Raw genomic sequence first — 18,630 nt, 5'->3', positions numbered from 1 at the left:
ATGGCGGGTAAGAACGTGCTGCGCGCCGGGCTGATCGGCCTGGGCATGATGGGCCGCCACCACGCCCGGGTGCTCCGCGAAACCGAGGGCGTGGAACTGGTGGCCGTGGCCGACGCGTACGGCGACCCGCACGGCGCGGCGCCCGGCCTGCCCGTCTTCGGCGGCGTCGAGGAGCTGATCGGGGCCGGGATCGACATCGCCATGTGCGCGGTGCCCACCGGCCTGCACGTGGAAGTCGGAATGGCCCTGGCCGAGGCCGGCATCCACACCATGGTGGAAAAGCCGATCGCGGACACCGTCGCGGGCGGCGAGAAGCTGGCGGACGCGTTCGAATCCCGCGGGCTGGTCGGCGCCGTCGGGCACATCGAACGCTACAACCCGGCGCTGCAGTCGCTGCGCGCGCGGCTGGAAGCCGGCGAACTCGGCCGGATCTTCCAGATCGCCACCCGCCGGCAGGGCCCCTTCCCGGCGCGGATCGCGGACGTCGGCGTGATCAAGGACCTGGGCACGCACGACATCGACCTCACCGCCTGGCTGGCACAGGCCGGCTACGCATCCGTCAGCGCCAACACCACCATCCGCACCGGCCGAGAGCACGAGGACATGGTGGCGGCCACCGGCCTGCTGGACAACGGCGTGATCACCAGCCATCTGGTGAACTGGCTGTCGCCGACGAAGGAACGCGTCACGGTGGTCACCGGAGAACGCGGCGCCTTCGTGGCCGACACGCTGACCGCCGACCTGACCTTCCACGAAAACGGCACCATCAACACCGAGTGGGAGTCCGTGGCCAATTTCCGCGGCGTCTCCGAAGGCAACATCACCCGCCTGGCCATCCCCAAGCGCGAGCCGCTGAAGGTCGAACACGAGGCCTTCCGCGACGCCGTGCTCGCCACCCGCGGCCTGCCGCCGGGTTCCCCGGCTGCCCGGCACGACGGCGGTGCCCGCCCCGGCCGCCTGGCGGCCAGCATCGTCACCATGCGGGAAGGGCTGAACACGCTGCGCGTGGCCGAAGCCATGATCGCCAGCGCGAAGGAATCCCGCACCATCGGGCTGCACGCCTGATGGGCCTGCGGATCGTGCTGGCCACCCGGATCTACGCGCCGGAGGCCGGCGCCGCCGCCTACCGGCTGGCCGCCACCGTGCGGGCCCTGACCGAGGCTGGCCACCAGGTCACCGTGCTCACCACCCGGCCCCCCAAGGGACTCCGTGCCGCGACGGGGACCAGCGGCGACGACGCCAAGATCCTCCGCTGGCCCGTGCTGCGGGACGCCAGCGGCGCCGTGCGGGGCTATCTGCAGTACGCCAGCTTCGACATCCCGCTGTTCTTCCGCCTGCTGGCGCAGAAACCCTTCGACGTGCTGCTCGTCGAGCCGCCGCCGACCACCGGCGTGGTGGTCCGGGCCGCGGCCGCGCTGCGGCGCCGTCCCTACGTGTACTTTTCCGCCGACGTCAGCTCCGATGCGGCGGCCGGAATCGGAGTGCACCCGCAGGTGGTCAAGGTGCTGCGGGCAGTGGAACGCTGGGTGGTGACCGGCGCAGCCGGCGTCCTGAGCATTTCGACCGGCGTGACCCAGGCGCTGGTGCGGCTGACCTCCGGACGCGCCAGGGTGGCCGAGGTGGGCACCGGCATCGACACCGGCACCTTCAGCCTGCACGGGCCCCGGGACGAGCACCCCGGCCCCACCTTCGTCTACGCCGGAACCATGTCCGAAATCCAGGGCGCCGGCGTGTTCGTGGACGGGTTCCACAAGATCATGGACCGGTACCCTCACGCGCGGCTGCTGATGTACGGCGGCGGCGTGGAGCTGGAGGAGCTGCGCCGGCGGGCGGCACCGGCGGGGGAGCGCATCCGCTTCATGGGAACGGCCGACGGCGGCACGATCGCCGGCGCGCTGCGCTCCGCTACCGCGGGGCTGGCCTCCGTGCGGCCGGCCCGCGGCTATGACTTCGCCTTTGCCACCAAGGCCTTCGTCTCGCTGAGCTGCGGCACGCCCGTGGTCTACGCCGGCGTCGGCCCGCTGCGGCAGCTGGTGGCCGACCACGGGCTGGGCCAGAGCGTGGACTGGGACGCCGGCCAGGTGGCCGAGGCCCTGGCCGCGGCGCTGGAACGGACCCCGGACGACGCCGAGCGCCGCCGGCTGTCCGACTGGGTCGAGCGGAACTACTCGCTGCGCAGCGTGGGGGCCCGCGCCGCCGAGGCCATCGCGGGTGCCGCGAAAGACTTCCGACCGCGCTGACGCCGGCTCCGGCAGCGCGTCGGCAGGGTCGCGGGAGTGCCTCCGGTGGTGGCGCGCTCAGGGGGTCCGCAGCCCCGAAAGGATTCCTTCGGCGACGGCCTCGATCAGGGCGTCAGCAGGGCCGCGAGGATGCCCCTGGTGACGGCCTCGTCCTCGGCCGAGCTGAGCGCCGCGGCGGCTCCGTGCGCGTTGGCCTTGTACTTGTCCACCTGTTCCGTGGTCAGCGACGCCAGCGCCCGGGCCAGCGACTCGGTGCTGAAATCCTCGGTCACCAAGCCCAGGTCGTAGGCCTTCATCAGAGCCGCGGTCTCCGGGGACGGGCTGAATACCAGCGCCAGGCGCGCCTGGACGAAATCGAAGAACTTGTTCGGCAACATGAACCGGTGGTTCATCGTCTGCGGCGGAAGGGAAAAGACCCCGACGTCGTAGGCATTGAGCGTGGCGGGCAGCTCTTCCGGCGGCACCGCGTCGTGGAAGGTGATGCGTTCGTCGCCATCGGCCAGGTCCTTGAGCTGCTGCCAGTAGCGCCCGCCGTCGCGCGCCTTGACCAGGTACAGATCCAGGGTGAAGCGGTCATCGAGCAGCTTTACGGCGTTGATGGTGCCTTCCAGGTTGCGTCCGGGTACCGCGGCGCCGCTGTGGACCAGCCGGATCTTCCCCGGCACGGGGGCCGACGGGTCCAGATATCGGAACGGCCCCGCGTTGCGGACCACCTCCACCGTGCAGCCGAACTGATCCGCATACATCCGGGCGATCGATCCGTTAACGGCGGTGACCGCGGCGCTGATCGGCAGGTACTTGGCGCAGAGCCTGTGCATATACGGCGCGACCAGCAGCCGCCAGGGCAGTACATGGGAGCGTTCCTCCGGCGCCCACTCGTGCATGTCTCCCCACACCGGGGCCCCCTGCGCCACGGCGTGGGCCAGGGGCAGGGCGCGCGCCTCATTCGCCACCACCAGGTCGAAGCGGCGTCCCGCCACCAGTTCGCGGGCCTGCTTGATGGCGGGGGCAGCCAGCTCCACCGCAGAATACAGGCGCAGCGCCAACAGCAGCACACCCAGCGGCGTCTGCGGCAGCGAGGGCAGCGACGCGTCGATTTCGAGGTGGTGGGTGGCTCCGGGGGGACGCTTGCCGTAGCTGAGCGTGGTGACCTCACCGGCTTCGGCCAACAGCTTGACTTGCCGCAGCACCCGGGAATCGGCCTGGATATCCGAGAACGAGATACACAGGATCTGCTGGGCCACCACTGCTCCTTGTCGCTGACGCCGGGCGAATGCCGGACACTGAAAGATTACCGTCCGGGAATCGGTCCGCCGCGGCGCGACGGTGCACCGGGCGCGCCGGACCGCGGCGCCAGGGGAGGATGCGGGACCGGGCTGCAGGCCTCCGGCCCAAGACAGCCGGGCGCATGGCAGCCCTGCGGACCCCGGGCCGCGGCAGGGGACCGGGCGGGGCGCGCAGCCCGGGGTGGCGTTCAGGACGCCGGGCTAGGATGGCGATAAGCCGGACCGAGCCGGCTGCAGCCCACCAAGGTCCGGGAGCCCCGTGAAGATCGCCATCACCAAGAGCACGTTGCGGATTCCGCCAACGTACTTCGCCACGGCGCACGCCGAGCGGTTGAAGGACAGGCACGACTTCCGTGTCTTCACGCTGGTGGCCGAGATCGAGGATACATCCGTCACGATCCCGGTGACGGACTTCGTTCCGGTGCCGCGGCTGGGCTTCCGGCGCCGCGAGCTCATGATGCCCGCTTTCATGCCGGCCATGACCGTGGCAGTGGGACGGTTTGAACCGGACATCATCCATCAGCACTTCGCCACCTGGTCGACGCCCGCCGTCAAGGCATCCATCGTGTCCGGGACGCCGCTCATCACCACCATGCACGGCTCCGACATGGTCTCGCTGGGGAATCCCGCGGACACGATGATGGCCCGGTGGCACCACCGGAACGTCCTGGCCGCGGCGGCGCACAGCACCCGCATCCTGGTGGTCAGCAACTACATGGCCGGCCGCGCCGCGGAGCTGGACCTGGACACCGCAAAAATCCGGGTGCATTACCAGGGCGTCGATACCGACTATTTCGAGCCGGTCCGCTACGAGGCCGATGAAGTGCCGGTGGTGCTCTTCGTCGGCCGGCTGAACACGCAAAAGGGCATCCGGGATCTGTTGGACGCCTCCCTGGCCGTCTGGCGCAAGGCCCGGCACCGGCTGGTGGTGATCGGGGACGGGCCCTTGCGGGACACCGTCGCCGAGCAGGCCGCCAGCCATCCGCACATCGACTATCTGGGCCGCCAGGACAGGAGCGCGATCCGCTCCTGGCTGCAGCGGGCGCATGTCCTGGTGGCACCCAGCCAGGAGGCCGGCGGCGCCCGGGAGGCCGCCGGACTGGTGCTGCTGGAAGCCCAGGCGTGCGGCACTCCCGTGCTGGCGTACCGCAGCGGGGGCATTCCCGAAATGATGGACGACGGCGTCACCGGCCTGCTGGCACCGGAAGCCGAGTACAACCAGTTGCAGGACGGGTTGCAGCAACTGCTGCAGCTGGGCAGCGCGGAGTACCTGGCCATGCGCCGCGACGCGCGCAAGTTCGTGGTGGATCAGCGGAGCCTGGCGGGCAGCGTGCGGGAGCTGGACGGCCACTATCGCGACGTGGCAGCCCATCCGCCGGCCGCCGGACGGCAGGGCCCGCCGCCGCCGGAACAGCCGTGACCATTCCCTGTGTGGAATACTAGGCGGGTGAGTCGCTGCTGGGTCGTCGTGCCGATGTACAACGAGGCCACCGTCGTCGGCTCGGTCATTCAGGAGCTGCTCGAAACCTTTCCCCACGTGGTCTGCGTGGACGATGGCAGCACCGACGATTCCGCCGCCCTGGCCCGCAAGGCCGGCGCCGTCGTCGTTGCCCACCCGGTGAACCTGGGCCAAGGCGCCGCCCTGCAGACCGGAATCGAATATGCCGTGCAGGATCCGCAGCTGGACGCGGTCATCACCTTCGACGCGGACGGCCAGCACCGGGTCCAGGACGCCGCGGCGATGCTGGCGCGGATCAGGGCCGGCGAAGCGGACGTGGTGCTCGGTTCCCGCTTCCTCGATGGGCGGGGCGAGGTCTCGGCGCTCAAGCGCCTGGTCCTGCGCACGGCGGCCATCCAGTCCCGGATTTCCACCGGCTACCGCCTGACCGATGCCCACAACGGGCTCCGTGCCATCTCCGCCGACGTGGCCCGGAAGATCCACCTGACCCAAAACCGGATGGCACACGCCTCCGAACTGGTCCACCAGTTCGCCGCCCTCGATGCCCGGGTGGTGGAACAACCGGTACACATCGTCTACACGGAATATTCCAAGTCCAAGGGGCAGTCCCTGCTCAACGGCATCAACATCCTCGCTGACCTCTTCTTCCGGTGAACCCATGCTCATAGTCGTCCAAATCGTCCTGGTCCTGGCCGTCGCCCTCGGCGCGCTGGCGCTGATGCGCGGCGGCCAGAACGCCCGGCACCAGGCCGTGCGCCGCATCCTGCTGATGCTCTTCGCGGTCCTGGCCGCGCTGTCCGTCTTCTTCCCGGGCATCCTCACAGCCGTGGCGAATGCGCTGGGCATCGGCCGCGGCACCGACCTGGTGCTGTACGGGCTGATCGTGTGCTTCCTGATCTACATGGCGAGCTCATTCCAGCGCACCCGGCAACTCGAGGAGCGGATCACCAAGCTGGCCCGGCGCATCGCGCTGGACGAGGTGCCCAAGCCGGATGACGTGGCCGGACCGAGCGACGCGGCACCCCCCGGAAGCGGGACATGAGCGTGCCGGAGAACCTTGGCCGCCACGACAGCGGTCCGGAAGCCGAGATCGTGATCGCCGTCCATACCGCTGACCGTCCCGTCCGCCGCGCCGTGGACTCGGTCCTGGCCGCAGCGCCCGGCCGCGTCGGCGCCACGGTGGTCTGCCACAACATGGACCCGAATCCCGTGCGCGGGCAGCTGGCCGGACTGCCCGAGACCGTCCGGGTGCTGGAACTGGCCGACGGGATACCGTCCCCGGCCGGGCCGTTCAACCACGGGCTGGACCAGGCCCGGGCAGAATTCGTCGGCATCATGGGATCCGACGACACGCTGGAGCCCGGCTCGGTGTCCGCCTGGCTGGACGCCGCGCACGCCACCGGCGCGGTCGCCGTCGTCGCACCCCTCCGCTACCGCGCCGGCGCACGCATCCTCACGCCCCGCGCCCGCGTGTTCCGGGGCCCGCTGGTGGATCCGCTGCGCGACCGCCTGGCCTACCGGACGGCACCGCTGGGACTGATCCGGCGCGAGGCGGTCGGCCGGTTGGGCCTGCGGCTGACCGACGGGCTGCGCACCGGGGAGGACCTGGAATTCGGCCTGCGCCTGTGGTTCTCCGGCGAAAAGATCGCCTACCCGGCCCACGCCCCGGCGTACCTGGTGGGACAGGACGCGGACGAACGCGTCACCGCCGCGGTGCTGCCGCTGCGCGCCCAGTTCCAGGACGTCGAGTCGCTGGTGTCCGGGGACTGGTTCCAGTCGCTGCCGGGTGCCCGGCGCGAGGCCATCGCGGTGAAGCTGCTGCGCGGCCACGTCATCAGCGCCGCGCTGCGCCGCGGTGCGGGCTTCGCCTGGGGAGCCGAGGACCGGGAGGCGATGTCCGCCGTCGTCCGCTCCCTGATCAACGCCGCGCCCGGGGCGCCGCGCCTGCTGGGCGCCCCGGACGAACGGCTGCTGCTGGCCCTGCGGGATGCGGCCTCCGCCGCGGACCTTGCCTCGGAGATACGACGGCGGGAGGCCGCCGGCGCGCTGCGGCGCACCTTCACCCGGCGCTGGCCGGACAACGCCCGGCGCGAAGCCCCGCTGCGGACCAACCTGAACTCGCTCGCGTTCACCGCCGCCTGCCGGCTGCGCGATGCCCGGCTGCAGGCAAGCCCGGCCGCCGCGGCGGGACGCCCTGCCGGGGCCGGCGGCTCCTCCGCCGCCCCGGAATCAGCCAGCCCCGACGTTAGGCAGCCCCGTGACTGATGCCCGATCCCTGCTGGTCCTCTCGCTCTCGCCGCTGCGCAGCGACCCGCGGGTGCTCAAGCAGATCACCCTGTTCAAGGACAAGTACCGGGTCTTCACCTGCGGCTACGGCCCCGCGCCGGACGGCGTCGCCGGGCACTTCGAGCTGGACACCGCGCTGGCCAGCTGGCCGCGCGATCCCCGGCGGCTCGCCCTGCGCCGCTACGTGGACGTTTATTGGAACATCGCTGCCGTCGCGCAGGCCCGGAAGCTGCTGGGAGGCCAGCGCTTCGACGCGGTGCTGGCCAATGACACCAACACCGTCCCGCTGGCGCTGAGCCTGCGACCCGACCACGGCGTCCACGCCGACCTGCACGAGTTCGCGCCGAAAGAGCACTTCAACAAACCGGCCTGGCGGGCGCTGGTCGCTCCCTACGTGCGCTGGCTCTGCCGCACCTACCTGCCGGCCGTGCGCTCGGTGACCACGGTGGCGGAGGGCATCGCCGCGCAGTACACCAAGGACTTCGGCGTCGCCGCCTCCGTGGTGACCAACGCAGCGCCCTACGCGGACCGGAAGCCGCGGCCCACCGGCGCGAAGATCCGGATGATCTACAGCTCCGCCGGACAGCGCTACCGCAAGATCGAAGACATCATGGAGGCCATGCGGGGCGCGCCGGAGCATCTGGAGCTGGACCTGATCGTGATGCCCAACGAGCCGGCCTACGTCGCCGAGCTCAAGGCCCTCGGCGAGGAACTGCCGCGGGTGCGGTTCCGCGAGCCCGTCCCGTATAACCAACTGGTGGACACCGTGGCCGAATACGACGTCGCCATCTCCATCATCCCGCCCACCAACTTCAACCTGGCCCACGCCCTGCCGAACAAGTTCTTCGAGGCGGTCCAGGCCCGCACCGGGCTGATCATCGGGCCCTCGCCCGCCATGGAGACGCTGCTGCGCCGGCACGGGCTGGGCGCCGTCACCGCCGACTTCACGCCCGCGGCCCTGGTGGAGGTGCTCAAGACCCTGACGCCGCAGCTGGTGGACGAGTGGAAGGCCAACGCGCACGCCGCCGCCCGCGAGCTGTCCTCCGAGCACCAGATCAAGGGCTGGGAGCAGGCCGTCGACAGTCTGTTCGCCCGGCAGGAGGCCTGAGCGGTGGCGGCAGAACCGCGCGTCCTGCACATCTACGACGCCGCCGACGTCGGGGCCACCCTGGTCAAGTACGGCCGGCGGGCGGGGCGCCCGTGGCGGCACTTCAACGTCATCCCGCCGGAAGGCGCGGCGTCGTCGGCCGTGGGCCGGGCGGGGAAGCTCGCCGCCGGTGCCGCGTGGCAGGCCCGGCGGGCGGCCGCCATCCTGCGGTCGGACCTCCTGCATGTGCACTCGGGGTCGCGGATCGGGGTCGTGCGGTCCCGCCCGGTCAAGCCCTTCGTGCTGCATTTCCACGGCACGGACATCCGCACCCAGTACTACGATCCCGTCCGCCGCCCCGCGCTGCAGTGGGGCGCCGACCACGCCGTGAAGGTGCTGTACTCCACCCCCGACCTGCGCGAACACGCGGAAACGGCCCGCCCCGACGCCGTGTACCTGCCGAACCCGCTCGACCTGGAGGAACTGCCCGAGTGGCGGCCCGCCGAGCGGCCGCGGATCGTTTTCGCCTCCCGCTGGGATGACTCCAAGGGCGGCCGGCGGCAGCTGGAGCTGGTGCGTGCCCTGCAGGCTGCCGCCGGCAGCCAGGTGGAACTGCAGGGGCTGGAGTGGGGCGACGGCGCATCCCGGGCGGCGGAACTCGGCGTCGTGATGGTGCCGAAGATGCCCAAGCCCGCGTACTTGCGCTGGCTCGCGTCGGCACACGTGGTGATCGGCCAGAGTGCCGGCATCCTGGCCATGAGCGAACTGCAGGCCATCGGCATCGGGGTTCCCGTGGTGATGCAGTTGGGGGAGGGGTACTACCGGTTGCCTCCCGTGCTGCAGGGGGAGTCGGCCGACGCGCTCGCGGCTGCGGCCGCGGCGGCGCTGGAGAACCCGTCCCGCACCTCCGCGGCCCTGGGTGGCCGCGCCTGGCTCGGGGAACACCACGACCCGGCACGCCTGGTGCACCGGCTGGCAGGACTCTACGCCGAGGCGGCGGCGGGCTAGGGCCTGACGGTTCCGACCCGAGGGGACCGGAGCGGCCGGTTCTCGCCTCGGCGGCGGACGCGGGCTCAGCGGTGTTCTTCCACCGGCTTCCCGGTCTTTCCGAGGCCGGCGAGGGCAGCCTGTTCGGCGAAGTCCGGCACGGTGGCCACCACCTCGTCGAAGGTTCCGGCAGCGGCCACCGTTCCGCCGCGCATGAAGAACACGATGTCGGCGTCCCGGATCGTCGCCAGGCGGTGCGCCACGGTGATGACGGTGACGTCACCGTGAAGCTGCCGGATCGCCGTCGTCACCGCCGCCTCGGTGGCGGTGTCGAGCGCCGAGGTGGCCTCGTCCATGACGAGCACCCGGGGGTTGTCGTAGAGGGCGCGGGCGATGCCGAGCCGCTGCCGCTGCCCGCCGGAGAGCGCCATGCCGCGCTCGCCGACCAGGGCGTCCAGGCCGCCGTCGCGCCCCATCACGGTGTCCAGCAGCTGCGCGCGCCGCAGCGCAACGGTCACGCGCTCGCGGTCCACGCGAGACTGGTCCCAGGCCAAGGCGACGTTCTGTGCGATCGAGGCATCAAAGAGCGAGACCTCCTGGGGCACGTAGCCGATGCGCCGCCGCCAGGAATCCAGCACGAAATCCATCGGTTCGCCGCCCACCAGGATGCGCCCGCGGCTCGGTTCGAGCAGGCCCAGGAGCAGGTCCACCATCGTCGACTTCCCGGCGCCGGACGCCCCGACGAAGGCCACGTGGCTGCCGGCCGGAATCCGGATGTTCACGTCATGCAGGGCCGGTGCCGCGGTATCCGGATAGCTGAAGGCGACGTCCCGCAGCTCGATGTCCGCGGCGTTGTCCGGCAGCTCGTGTTGCGGGCGCTCGTCGCGCAGCCGGGACATCTCTGCCTCGCCCTCATGGATGTCCTCGACGATCTGCCGGGCGAAGGACGCGCTGGTATTGACGGAAGACTGCACGGCCTGCATGCGCGTCAGCGAGGGGATCAGCCGGAAGCCCGCGACGGCGAACAGGCCGACGGCGCTGACCGCCCCGGCCGGTCCGCCGGTCAGGTAGCCCACGCCGCCCAGCAGCGCGAACCCCAGGACCAGGGCGGTCTCCAGCACGTAGCGCGGGATCTGCGAGATCTGTATGGCGCCGGCGCGCGCTATCGAGGACTTCGTCCTGGTGCCGTGCACCTGTTCCTGCACCTCGGGCCCGCGGCCGGCGAGGGTGATTTCCTTGAGCGCGCCCAGCGCCTCGTAGAGGGTCTTGGCGGTGCGGTTGGACCATTCCCGGTTCTCTCGGCCGATGGCCACGGCGCGCGGGGAGATCACCTTGGCCAGCAGCAGCGCCACCAGGCCCAGGTAGATCATGGTCACCACCGCGATCAGCGGCTGGGCCACGAACAGCACGACGACGACGGCCACCAGGGTGCCCAGCTCGCCGAACAGGCTCATCGCCGGCATCAGGACACCCGAGACGGTGATCCCCACCCCCACGTCCACAGAGCGGACGATCTCGGCCGAGTTGCGGCCGAGCCGCTTCTCCCAAGGGGAGGCCAGGTAGGCGGCGAAGAGGCGGTCGCCGATGGCCACCTCGTGCCGGGCGAAGCGCTTGGTGGCGAAGCGCAGCAGCAGGACGGCCAGCACTCCCTTGAGCACGATCAGCAGGCAGATGAACGCCAGCAGCGGCAGGGCAAGGCCGTTTTCGGCGACGTTGCCCACGAGGGGCAGCTCCGCGTCGGAGCTGCCCACGAGGGCCGGCAGGAGCGCGGCGATCAGCCCCAGGGCGACGACGTCCAGCAGGGCCAGTGCGGCCGACGCCGCGCCGTAGCCGGTCAGGAAACGCCGGCTGCCCTCGGGCAGGGTACGCAGCAGCGGCACAAGAACGTCGAGGATGCTTTTCATACTGCCCCTCAGCCTATTCCATCGCGCCCTTATCACCCGTGACGACTACTGGCCAGCGACGGATCGAAGATGGGTCGGTTTTTCCACAATCGGGATGCGGGGGCTGGCCGGTGCGAAGACCGGCCGCTAGGGTCGGTGGACACACCCGGCCGCAAGTTTCAGCTTCGCGTGGCCGGGGTTGCGCCCGAACTCTGAGGGGGGAGAAGGGATGGAGGGCATCCGGATCGTCGAGGGGGAGGTCCGTGAGCTGATCCGCCAACGAGGCCTGGACCCTGTCCGCCAAGGTCCGGAGGTCCGACGGCTGGGCGAAGCCGCGGTGACCGACTATGACGAACGGTCCTTGCTGGGATCTCTTCCGCCGCTCGGACCCTTGGATGCTGCACGCAAGTACGTTTTTGACGCCGTGGCCGGGTTCGGTCCGTTGCAACCGCTGCTGGACGACCGCTCGATCGAAGAAATCTGGATCAACTCTCCGTCCGAGGTCTATGTAGCCCGAGGCGCGAATCCGAACTGACGTCCGTCTCGCTCACCCAGCAGCAGGTGGCGGATTTGGTGGAGCGGATGTTGAAGTCGTCCGGGCGCCGCCTGGACTTGTCATCGCCCTTCGTCGATGCGGCCCTTCCGGACGTTATCTAGCCCCGTTCGATCCTGTCAGGCAAAGACAGCCACCTCATAAACGAGCGAGTTTCTGACCCTTATATCTGGCTGTGTCAGTGGCTAGCGGGAATAGTAGCTTGGTGGAATGCTTACCAAGCCGGCGTACATGCTCACGATTGCAACGACCGAGTCGGGCGACCGGTTCGTCATCGTCGACGAGGACGATCGGCTTCACGTCGCCTCGGCTTGGTTGCAGTTTCTTACGAATACGGGCTGCTCACCGTACACGGTGAAGCACTATGGCGCGCGCCTCGCCTGGTACCTGTCCTGGACTGCGCTGACGAGCGACTGGCGGGAGATCTCGCTTCACCACGTTGCTCTCTGGCGGCATGTAGTGGCTAAAACTCCGGTGGCGCAGCCAAACGGAAGAGAGTTTCTTCGAAGTGCGAAAACCGTCGCTCTTTGGATGACGCCGGTTCGATCATTCTACGACTGGGCTGACAGCGAAGACTTGCTGAAGACGGACGTTGCCAGCCGGCTCACGCAGGTCAAGTACTTCGCCGCAGGCACGGCGGCCGGCGGCGAGCATGGCGCGCGAAGGCGAGTTCTCGCCGACGAACTCAGGACTGCCAATACTTCTGAACTGGGAGAACCAGAGTGGATCAGCGATTCATCAACACGTCTCGCTTTGGAAACCATCCAGCTCAACGCCCGCGATCGATTTTTAGTGGATCTGATGTACTACACAGGCATCAGGGTCGGAGAAGCTCTCTCGCTATTCATTAAAGACCTACATTTTGCAGGCGGTTCGGCCGAACTCGATTGCCGGGCCACCGATCCGCACTTTCACGTTCGGACCGACAATCCAGTGGAGAACGGGCAGCGGGCGAAGGGCCAAGCCCGGCTTCTCTATGCGAGCGAGGACCTCGTCGACAAGTACATCGAGTATGCAATTGAACGCCACGAGAAGCTCGGCGAAGAAGATCCGTCACCCCATGTGTTCGTCAACATTTACACCTTCGGCGATGCCAGAGGAACCGCGATGAGCTCCTCCGGAGTCACCGATCTCATCGCTCGGTGCTCAAAGCGGATCAACTTCAAACTCTCGGGACCTCACATGCTCCGGCACACTTTCGCGACTCGCCTCGTGCGTGGCATCGATTGTGATCCACAGCCGATTGACGTCGTCCAAGAACTGCTCGGTCACCGAAGCATCACTTCCACACGGATTTACGCCCACGACTTGGAGAACGCGAAAAGGGTCGCTTTGAGCGCACTTGCCCCACGTCGAATCGACCTTGGAACAACTCATTAATGAGACTCTCAAACGCAATTATCTCGCCGGTGCCTCAGAAGGCGGCTACGTGGACTGAACATCTACAGTCCCTGATTCTTCAGGATTGGAGGCCAGGCGAATTCGACGCTGAGTCGCTGATCTACATGCCTGACGGGACAAAGTCCAGTGTGGTCCTGACGGTCTGCAAACGCGCGGACTGCGACGTGATCATTCAAGGCGGATCACTATGCCCGACTTGTCGCGGCCGGTGGCAGGCATTGCGTAAAGCAGGACTCATAACTCTCGAAGAATGGATTGCGTCACCCCGGATTCGAGACGACAGCGTCGTCGGCTGCCGCGTCGTCGGCTGCCCGCGCAGCCACCGAAGTTTGGGGCTCTGTGTGGCGCATCGCCTCAACTACAGAACACATCTCGCGCTAGCAGGCGACGAGGTCTACTCCGTCGATGATTGGATAACTGCACGCCAGCCCAAACCTCTGCCGGCTCTGCGCAAGTGCGTCTTCCATGGCTGTCAATCAGACCGAGTCCACAGCGACGACATGTGCGGGGTGCACCACCGTAGATTCAGTGCATGGGCTCGTCGCCAGAACGCGACCGCCGCGGCGACTATCGAGCATTGGTTCAAGCTGGAGGTCGAACCGCTCCTGGACCCGATTGCCCGCACGACCTTCGCGCAGACTGCTGCAACCCCGTTCGGCCTATTGAAGGAGCCACTTCGCTGGGAGCTGCTATATGCGGTCCAACAGCGCGATGTTCGGGGCGTTGCCCGGCTGGATCCTGTGCACGCGGGTATGTGGAGCTCCTCGAAATCCGGAGTGCATGGGTACTCGCCGACGAAATTCTGCGCCAGCGCATGACCCCAGTTCGATTGCTCGGGCGGGCGGACATGACTGCGATCGTGAACGAGATTCGGGCGAGGTGGAGCGACCCAAAGGCTCAGGGGCGGCGCATTGCTGGTATAGCCAAAGTGGTTCAGTACGCGCGAGGTGACGACGCGCAAGCTTCGGTTTGGAACGAAGTATCGCCACGATTCACCGTGGATCCGACGCGACATACAGTGCTGGGGCGCAAGGCCTCGTCTGCTAATCCTGATGAACCCTTCAGATTCGTGCCGCAACCGATCGTCGACTGGGTGATGGACCATCTTGAGCTTCTCGTCCGACGTGATCCATATCGAACTGCCGAAGTGCGAGCTATGATCTTCGTTCACGAGCGATGCGGACGGCGAACGGGAGAAACCGTTCGCCTCGAAGACGACTGCTTGTCGTATGACAACCAAGGCTCTCCATACCTCGAGTGGCAGCAGGGAAAGCCGCCGTACGGCAAAGGTAAACGACTGCCGATCCACCAGGAAACCCACGACGTAATCAGGGATTGGCAGAAGATCAAGCGGGATGCTGGCATCGAGTCCAAATGGCTCTTCCCATCGCGAAGAATCGTCAAAGACATGCATTACGAAAGCAGCTATCTCGGCCGCCGAATCGCCAGCCTGCTCGAGGTAATCTTGGAGAAGGCTCCGTTCGTCGGTCCGGTCGAAGGGGCAGAAGGCAACCTCGTCCAATTCGATTTGTCTACCATTGATCCCTACTCTTTCCGTCATGCATTCGCTCAGCGTCTCGCTGATGCGACGGATGACGAAGGGCGGCCAACAACCACTCCGGATGTCCTGCAGGACTACATGGGTCACAAGAACTTCAACACCACGATGGCGTACTTTACCGTCACCGCCAAGAGGCGCAAGAAAGCGCTTTCAGCCATCCCACCGCGGCGCTTGAATCTCCTCGGTAAACCAGTCACCATAGACCGCGAACGCGACTCCTTCGGGAAAATCGCAGTCACATTAGGTACGTGCACTGAACCTCAAAACGTGACGTCAAACGGGCACTCCTGCGCGCTAAGTCACGCCTGCGAATCGTGTCCCTTCTTCCTAGTCGACCCACTGGAGCGCGATGGGATGGCCGCCAAACGTCAACATCTGAAAGTCCAATTAGAGCGAGCTCGGATAATCCGAACCGCAACCCACATGCTCGACCACTACGCCGCCAGAATCGCCGACTGCACGACCGTAATCGACGGAATCGACGCTTACATCGATGGGCTCGACGTCGAAGAGAGGGCGGTTATCAAAGCGGCGCTTGATCAGATGGCGGATGTTAGACGGCGGGCGACGTCGCCCCGGAGAATCGACCTTCGACAGATACTGCGAGGTGCTCAGGATGGCGAGTGAAGCCGCAATAGAAGCACTCCGCCAGCACAGAGCAAAAGAGTCTGAAGACAAGAAGATTGCCGTGCTTAGCGCTCTTGACGAGGTGAAAAGGAATGGCGGCCGAGTGACAATCGCAGGCATCGCTCGGGCCGCGAAAGTGTCCCGGGAATTCATACACAGTCACCCTGCATTGCACGGAGCCATCACCGCCGCTGCTGCCGCCGATCGAGCACCGAGGCCACCGGACTCAACACGCGGACGAAACGGCTCTGATGCTGGTCTTCGCGCTGACAGGGCGACACTTCTATCCCGCATCGAGCGCGATAAAAAGGTGATCGTCGATTTAAAGGCGACCATCGCCGATCTCCAAGCCCAAAGAAAGCGGTGGCTCGGCTCGCAGCTCGACGAACAGTCCACCGTGAACCCTGAAGTGTATGCGGAACTTCGCATTACCCATGAACGCGTTGTAGCAGACGCACACAACACGGCCCGCCAACTGGCTGAGTCGCGACGCCTCGTCCAGGTTCTGGAAAGCGATCTGGCAGCATCACGACAGGCCCATGCCGAGGATGTTCAGCGCTTGAGTGCCGGCGCCGAGAACGTGGTCGCATTCGGGCGCCACCAGCGCATAGAGGCTGACTGAAGTTGATGACGCACCTCTGGTGGGTATTGCCCCCTAAGATGAGTACCCATCCCCGTCGAAGTTCGCAGGGCCGTCCCGCACTTCATTGAGTCGTCGTGGCGCAGGGCAATGGGGATGGGCTGTGCACCATTCTTCGCAGGCGCGGCCCGGCATGGATCGGCGCCGAGCTGGGCGTGCCGGCCCGTACCGTCTCCCGGGTCCTGGCCCGCAACGGCGTCCCGCACCTGGCGGCCCTGGACTCGATGACCAGGAAGGTGATCAGGGCGTCCAAGGCCACCGCAGTCCGCTAGGAGCGCGAACGCCCCGGTGAGCTGGTCCAGCCATTGACCTCGAAACAACGCAGAACCAGGCGCGGAACCTATTGGACTCCCGGATCGCCTCAGTGACCGAACTCGTCAAGGCCCGGCAGCGCAGGGACAAACTCTCGGAACAGGTCAAAGAAGCCGAACGGGAGAACAAGCGCGCCTATGCCCATGCACTCCGGGACGGTTGGAGCGAAGAGGAGCCGAAGAAGCTAGGCCTCGATGAAACCGGAGGAGTGCGGCCGCAAGCACAGCGTAAGCGGCTGGACTCTTCAGGGGTTCAGCCGCTGGGCAATCCATGGCACGACTCCAAGTGAGCTAATTACGAGTATCAGCGATACAACTTGGCCTGCTCCGGGGGCTAGGGATTCGGCAGTGAGGGTTGCCACCGGTATGGCCGCAATCCACATCAGAACACCCCTAAACCCGCTGACGATCGGACGCTGTGGCGATTCAGGGTCTGAGGACGCCATGGTCCAATTCCTTTGCATCTACTAGATTCCCGACTTTGAATTTCCTTTTTTCGTCCATCCCCAGTTGCCCTTTCAACTCAGCGTTTCTGAGATTGATTTTCCACTACCCGGGTAACTTTCATGGATTGTTAAGACAGTCCCAGCGTTCGTGTCGTGAGTCGTTCCAGTAGTTTGCTGTCGACCGCTTGTTCTGGACGCCGGGCGGGAGGGAAGCTGGGACGGTAGCGTTAGAGGGGAAGCTAGCCCGCATCGAGAGCTTCAGTGCCGTTAGTGCGGTGTCCAGGGTAGGTTCGCGTGTAGGCTGGCTTGCCCATCAATTTGGTTCCGCTTGTGAGCTTTCGCCATTGAACGTCTCCCTGATGCCGGCAGAATTTGTGCTCCCACCGTACACAGTGCTTACAAGACCGTCTGCGCGAAGCGCGCGGATGATTGTTGACCGGCTCACCTTGAATTTCTTGGCGATCCATTCCAGTGAGCGGTTTTCCTGCTCGGAGCCGTCTGGCCTCGGCGACGTCGTGAGGCTGGAGAAGGGCGGCCGCCCGGTGAACTTCGACGCCGGGGCCTACAAGGGGCGGGCCGCCGTCGAGCAGTCCTTCAACCTCTTCAAGCAATGGCGCGGCATCGCCACCCGGTACGACGAGCTCTCGCTCACCTACCAACGTTGAGCGAGCCGTTGCGTAGTCGGGTCACATTGCCCTGGGGTTTCCCGTACGCCAGTAACAGGCTGAATATGAACTCGCGATCGTAGGATTCACGGCCGCCGAGTGGGGCAACGCGTTCCTCGACAGATCTCAAGTTAAGCTTCACCATCGACGATTTTCCTCCGCGAATGTGATCCTACCGAGGGCCTGGCCCTCGATGATTAAACGCTTGCATCCGGGGCTGGCTGGCATGCCGTCGGCAGACGACCTCGGTTCGCACACGCTCATACTCCTCGTCGGCTGCGCAGGAGCGCGCAATACCTCCCCGTGATCTTATCCGGGACTCTCCCGGTGCAACGACACATCCTTATGGCGCGGTCGCGTCACTGCCAAGATGTCTCGTAGACATCACCTGGAAACGGAATCGCGATCCCAAGCCATTGCCCCGTGCTCAGCAGTAAACCCACCAACACTCACAAGAGAACTGATTGCACGCTTGGCTAGGTCTCGGCGGCACATCGTGCCCGTTACCTTGGATCCAGCCCGGACTGCTTTTCTCGCTTTACGCCGCGCAAATTGATTCGGATTCGGCGTTCTCACGTAGGACCCATGAACCAGACGCGACCACGGAGTGACCAGTTATCCCAAGCGGCATGCTCTTCCAGGCTGCTGGAGCTACCTGTAGACCTCAATGAGTCCCGGGTCGGTGAGCTCGATCTGCGCCACGCCTTTGTACAGGGTGATCTGGCCTGAGGTGCACAAAGTGACACCGCCGTCGATCGGCTCAAGGCCGCCGACGTCCCACACCACGATCTGGAAACGTTGCGGGTCAGGGTAGTCGCGGCCGAGATTGAGGAAGACATCGTCGTCCGAGTTGCCACCACCGGCGAGGGGGCCGCAGACGCGCTGTGTTGTCCAGGCGTACTCCACGGCCTGATTCCACGGAATCCCTCCGTCAGGTTGAGCCGCGGCAGTTGGAAGAGCGGCTGCATCAGCTGGAGCGGGCTGCCCCTGGGGAACCCAGTTTCCATTGCCGTCCTCGATGCAACCAATCTCCTTTGCCTTTTGCTGGGCCAAACCTGCCGGTGCTGCGACGAGCCCGGGGCACGCGGTGGAAGGCTCAACAGTCGTCGAGACGTCAGCTAGCGGCTCAGAGCGCTCGGGTTCGTCGTTGGAGTATGCACCAGAGCTGCACGCGGCCATCATAAGAGTCAATGCAAGA

At 66.6% G+C, this 18,630-nt stretch carries 15 protein-coding genes and 3 pseudogenes; 15 read left to right on the top strand and 3 right to left on the bottom strand.

Annotated elements, in window-relative coordinates; all coding sequences use genetic code 11:
• Together AC5RWG_RS04630 and AC5RWG_RS04625 are read left to right on the top strand one after the other, a co-directional pair.
• Positions 1-1,065 (top strand): Gfo/Idh/MocA family protein, encoded by a 1,065-nt coding sequence (locus AC5RWG_RS04630; RefSeq protein WP_494139488.1) that lies wholly within the window; start codon positions 1-3, stop codon positions 1,063-1,065.
• Complete coding sequence (locus AC5RWG_RS04625; protein WP_494139379.1) at positions 1,065-2,240, top strand: glycosyltransferase; 1,176 nt, start codon at positions 1,065-1,067, stop codon at positions 2,238-2,240. Before AC5RWG_RS04630 ends, AC5RWG_RS04625 begins: the two co-directional genes overlap by 1 nt.
• Positions 2,241-2,344: 104 nt before the next feature.
• Here AC5RWG_RS04625 and AC5RWG_RS04620 read toward each other — a convergent pair whose 3' ends face one another.
• Positions 2,345-3,484, bottom strand: a complete 1,140-nt coding sequence (locus AC5RWG_RS04620) for a glycosyltransferase (protein WP_494166490.1) — start codon at positions 3,482-3,484, stop codon at positions 2,345-2,347.
• Between the two features lie 301 nt (positions 3,485-3,785).
• Between AC5RWG_RS04620 and AC5RWG_RS04615 the strand changes: the two genes are divergently transcribed.
• From AC5RWG_RS04615 to AC5RWG_RS04590, 6 genes are read left to right on the top strand one after another with little or no spacing between them, the layout of a single operon-like run.
• Positions 3,786-4,946, top strand: coding sequence for a glycosyltransferase (locus tag AC5RWG_RS04615; RefSeq protein ID WP_494166489.1), 1,161 nt, complete (start codon positions 3,786-3,788; stop codon positions 4,944-4,946).
• A gap of 27 nt (positions 4,947-4,973) precedes the next feature.
• Positions 4,974-5,639, top strand: coding sequence for a glycosyltransferase family 2 protein (locus AC5RWG_RS04610; protein ID WP_494025582.1), 666 nt, complete (start codon positions 4,974-4,976; stop codon positions 5,637-5,639).
• Positions 5,640-5,643: 4 nt separating this feature from the next.
• Entirely contained in the window at positions 5,644-6,027 is a 384-nt protein-coding gene (locus tag AC5RWG_RS04605) for a DUF2304 domain-containing protein (RefSeq protein ID WP_493979108.1), read from the top strand.
• Positions 6,024-7,250 carry a glycosyltransferase family 2 protein gene (locus AC5RWG_RS04600; RefSeq protein ID WP_494166488.1) on the top strand — a complete coding sequence of 409 codons (1,227 nt, stop codon included), beginning with the start codon at positions 6,024-6,026 and terminating at the stop codon, positions 7,248-7,250. Before AC5RWG_RS04605 ends, AC5RWG_RS04600 begins: the two co-directional genes overlap by 4 nt.
• On the top strand, positions 7,243-8,379 hold the full coding sequence (locus AC5RWG_RS04595) for a glycosyltransferase family protein (RefSeq protein WP_494166487.1): 1,137 nt from the start codon (positions 7,243-7,245) through the stop codon (positions 8,377-8,379). Before AC5RWG_RS04600 ends, AC5RWG_RS04595 begins: the two co-directional genes overlap by 8 nt.
• A gap of 3 nt (positions 8,380-8,382) precedes the next feature.
• The gene (locus AC5RWG_RS04590; protein WP_494166486.1) at positions 8,383-9,366 is read left to right on the top strand and encodes a glycosyltransferase; all 984 of its coding nucleotides are present in this window, start codon (positions 8,383-8,385) and stop codon (positions 9,364-9,366) included.
• Between the two features lie 65 nt (positions 9,367-9,431).
• On the opposite strand, the gene AC5RWG_RS04585 is transcribed toward AC5RWG_RS04590, so the two are convergent.
• A complete protein-coding gene (locus AC5RWG_RS04585; RefSeq protein WP_494166485.1) occupies positions 9,432-11,249 on the bottom strand; it encodes an ABC transporter ATP-binding protein in 1,818 nt (605 codons plus the stop codon).
• 208 nt (positions 11,250-11,457) lie between these two features.
• On the opposite strand from AC5RWG_RS04585, the pseudogene AC5RWG_RS04580 reads away from it, so the two are divergent.
• The 7 genes and pseudogenes from AC5RWG_RS04580 to AC5RWG_RS04550 all read left to right on the top strand — a co-directional run.
• Positions 11,458-11,876 (top strand): annotated as a pseudogene (locus tag AC5RWG_RS04580) (CpaF family protein); the annotation flags it as partial.
• A 115-nt stretch (positions 11,877-11,991) separates the two neighbouring features.
• Positions 11,992-13,161 carry a tyrosine-type recombinase/integrase gene (locus AC5RWG_RS04575; RefSeq protein WP_494049709.1) on the top strand — a complete coding sequence of 390 codons (1,170 nt, stop codon included), beginning with the start codon at positions 11,992-11,994 and terminating at the stop codon, positions 13,159-13,161.
• 775 nt (positions 13,162-13,936) lie between these two features.
• Positions 13,937-15,370 carry a tyrosine-type recombinase/integrase gene (locus AC5RWG_RS04570; protein WP_494166484.1) on the top strand — a complete coding sequence of 478 codons (1,434 nt, stop codon included), beginning with the start codon at positions 13,937-13,939 and terminating at the stop codon, positions 15,368-15,370.
• Positions 15,360-15,992, top strand: a complete 633-nt coding sequence (locus tag AC5RWG_RS04565) for a hypothetical protein (RefSeq protein ID WP_494166483.1) — start codon at positions 15,360-15,362, stop codon at positions 15,990-15,992. The genes AC5RWG_RS04570 and AC5RWG_RS04565 overlap by 11 nt, the downstream gene beginning before the upstream one ends.
• Before the next feature lie 137 nt (positions 15,993-16,129).
• Positions 16,130-16,357: pseudogene (locus AC5RWG_RS04560) on the top strand (IS481 family transposase); the annotation flags it as partial.
• 17 nt (positions 16,358-16,374) lie between these two features.
• A complete protein-coding gene (locus tag AC5RWG_RS04555) occupies positions 16,375-16,611 on the top strand; it encodes a hypothetical protein (protein ID WP_494049712.1) in 237 nt (78 codons plus the stop codon).
• 686 nt (positions 16,612-17,297) lie between these two features.
• Positions 17,298-17,423, top strand: a pseudogene (locus AC5RWG_RS04550) (IS5/IS1182 family transposase); the annotation flags it as partial.
• A 660-nt stretch (positions 17,424-18,083) separates the two neighbouring features.
• Here AC5RWG_RS04550 and AC5RWG_RS04545 read toward each other — a convergent pair.
• Entirely contained in the window at positions 18,084-18,338 is a 255-nt protein-coding gene (locus tag AC5RWG_RS04545; protein ID WP_494166482.1) for a hypothetical protein, read from the bottom strand.
• Positions 18,339-18,630 lie beyond the last annotated feature (292 nt).

This window comes from Arthrobacter sp. Y3221160, from assembly GCF_059092585.1.
Note: the sequence above shows the minus strand (reverse complement) of the source record. Positions and strands in the feature narration are given on the sequence as shown.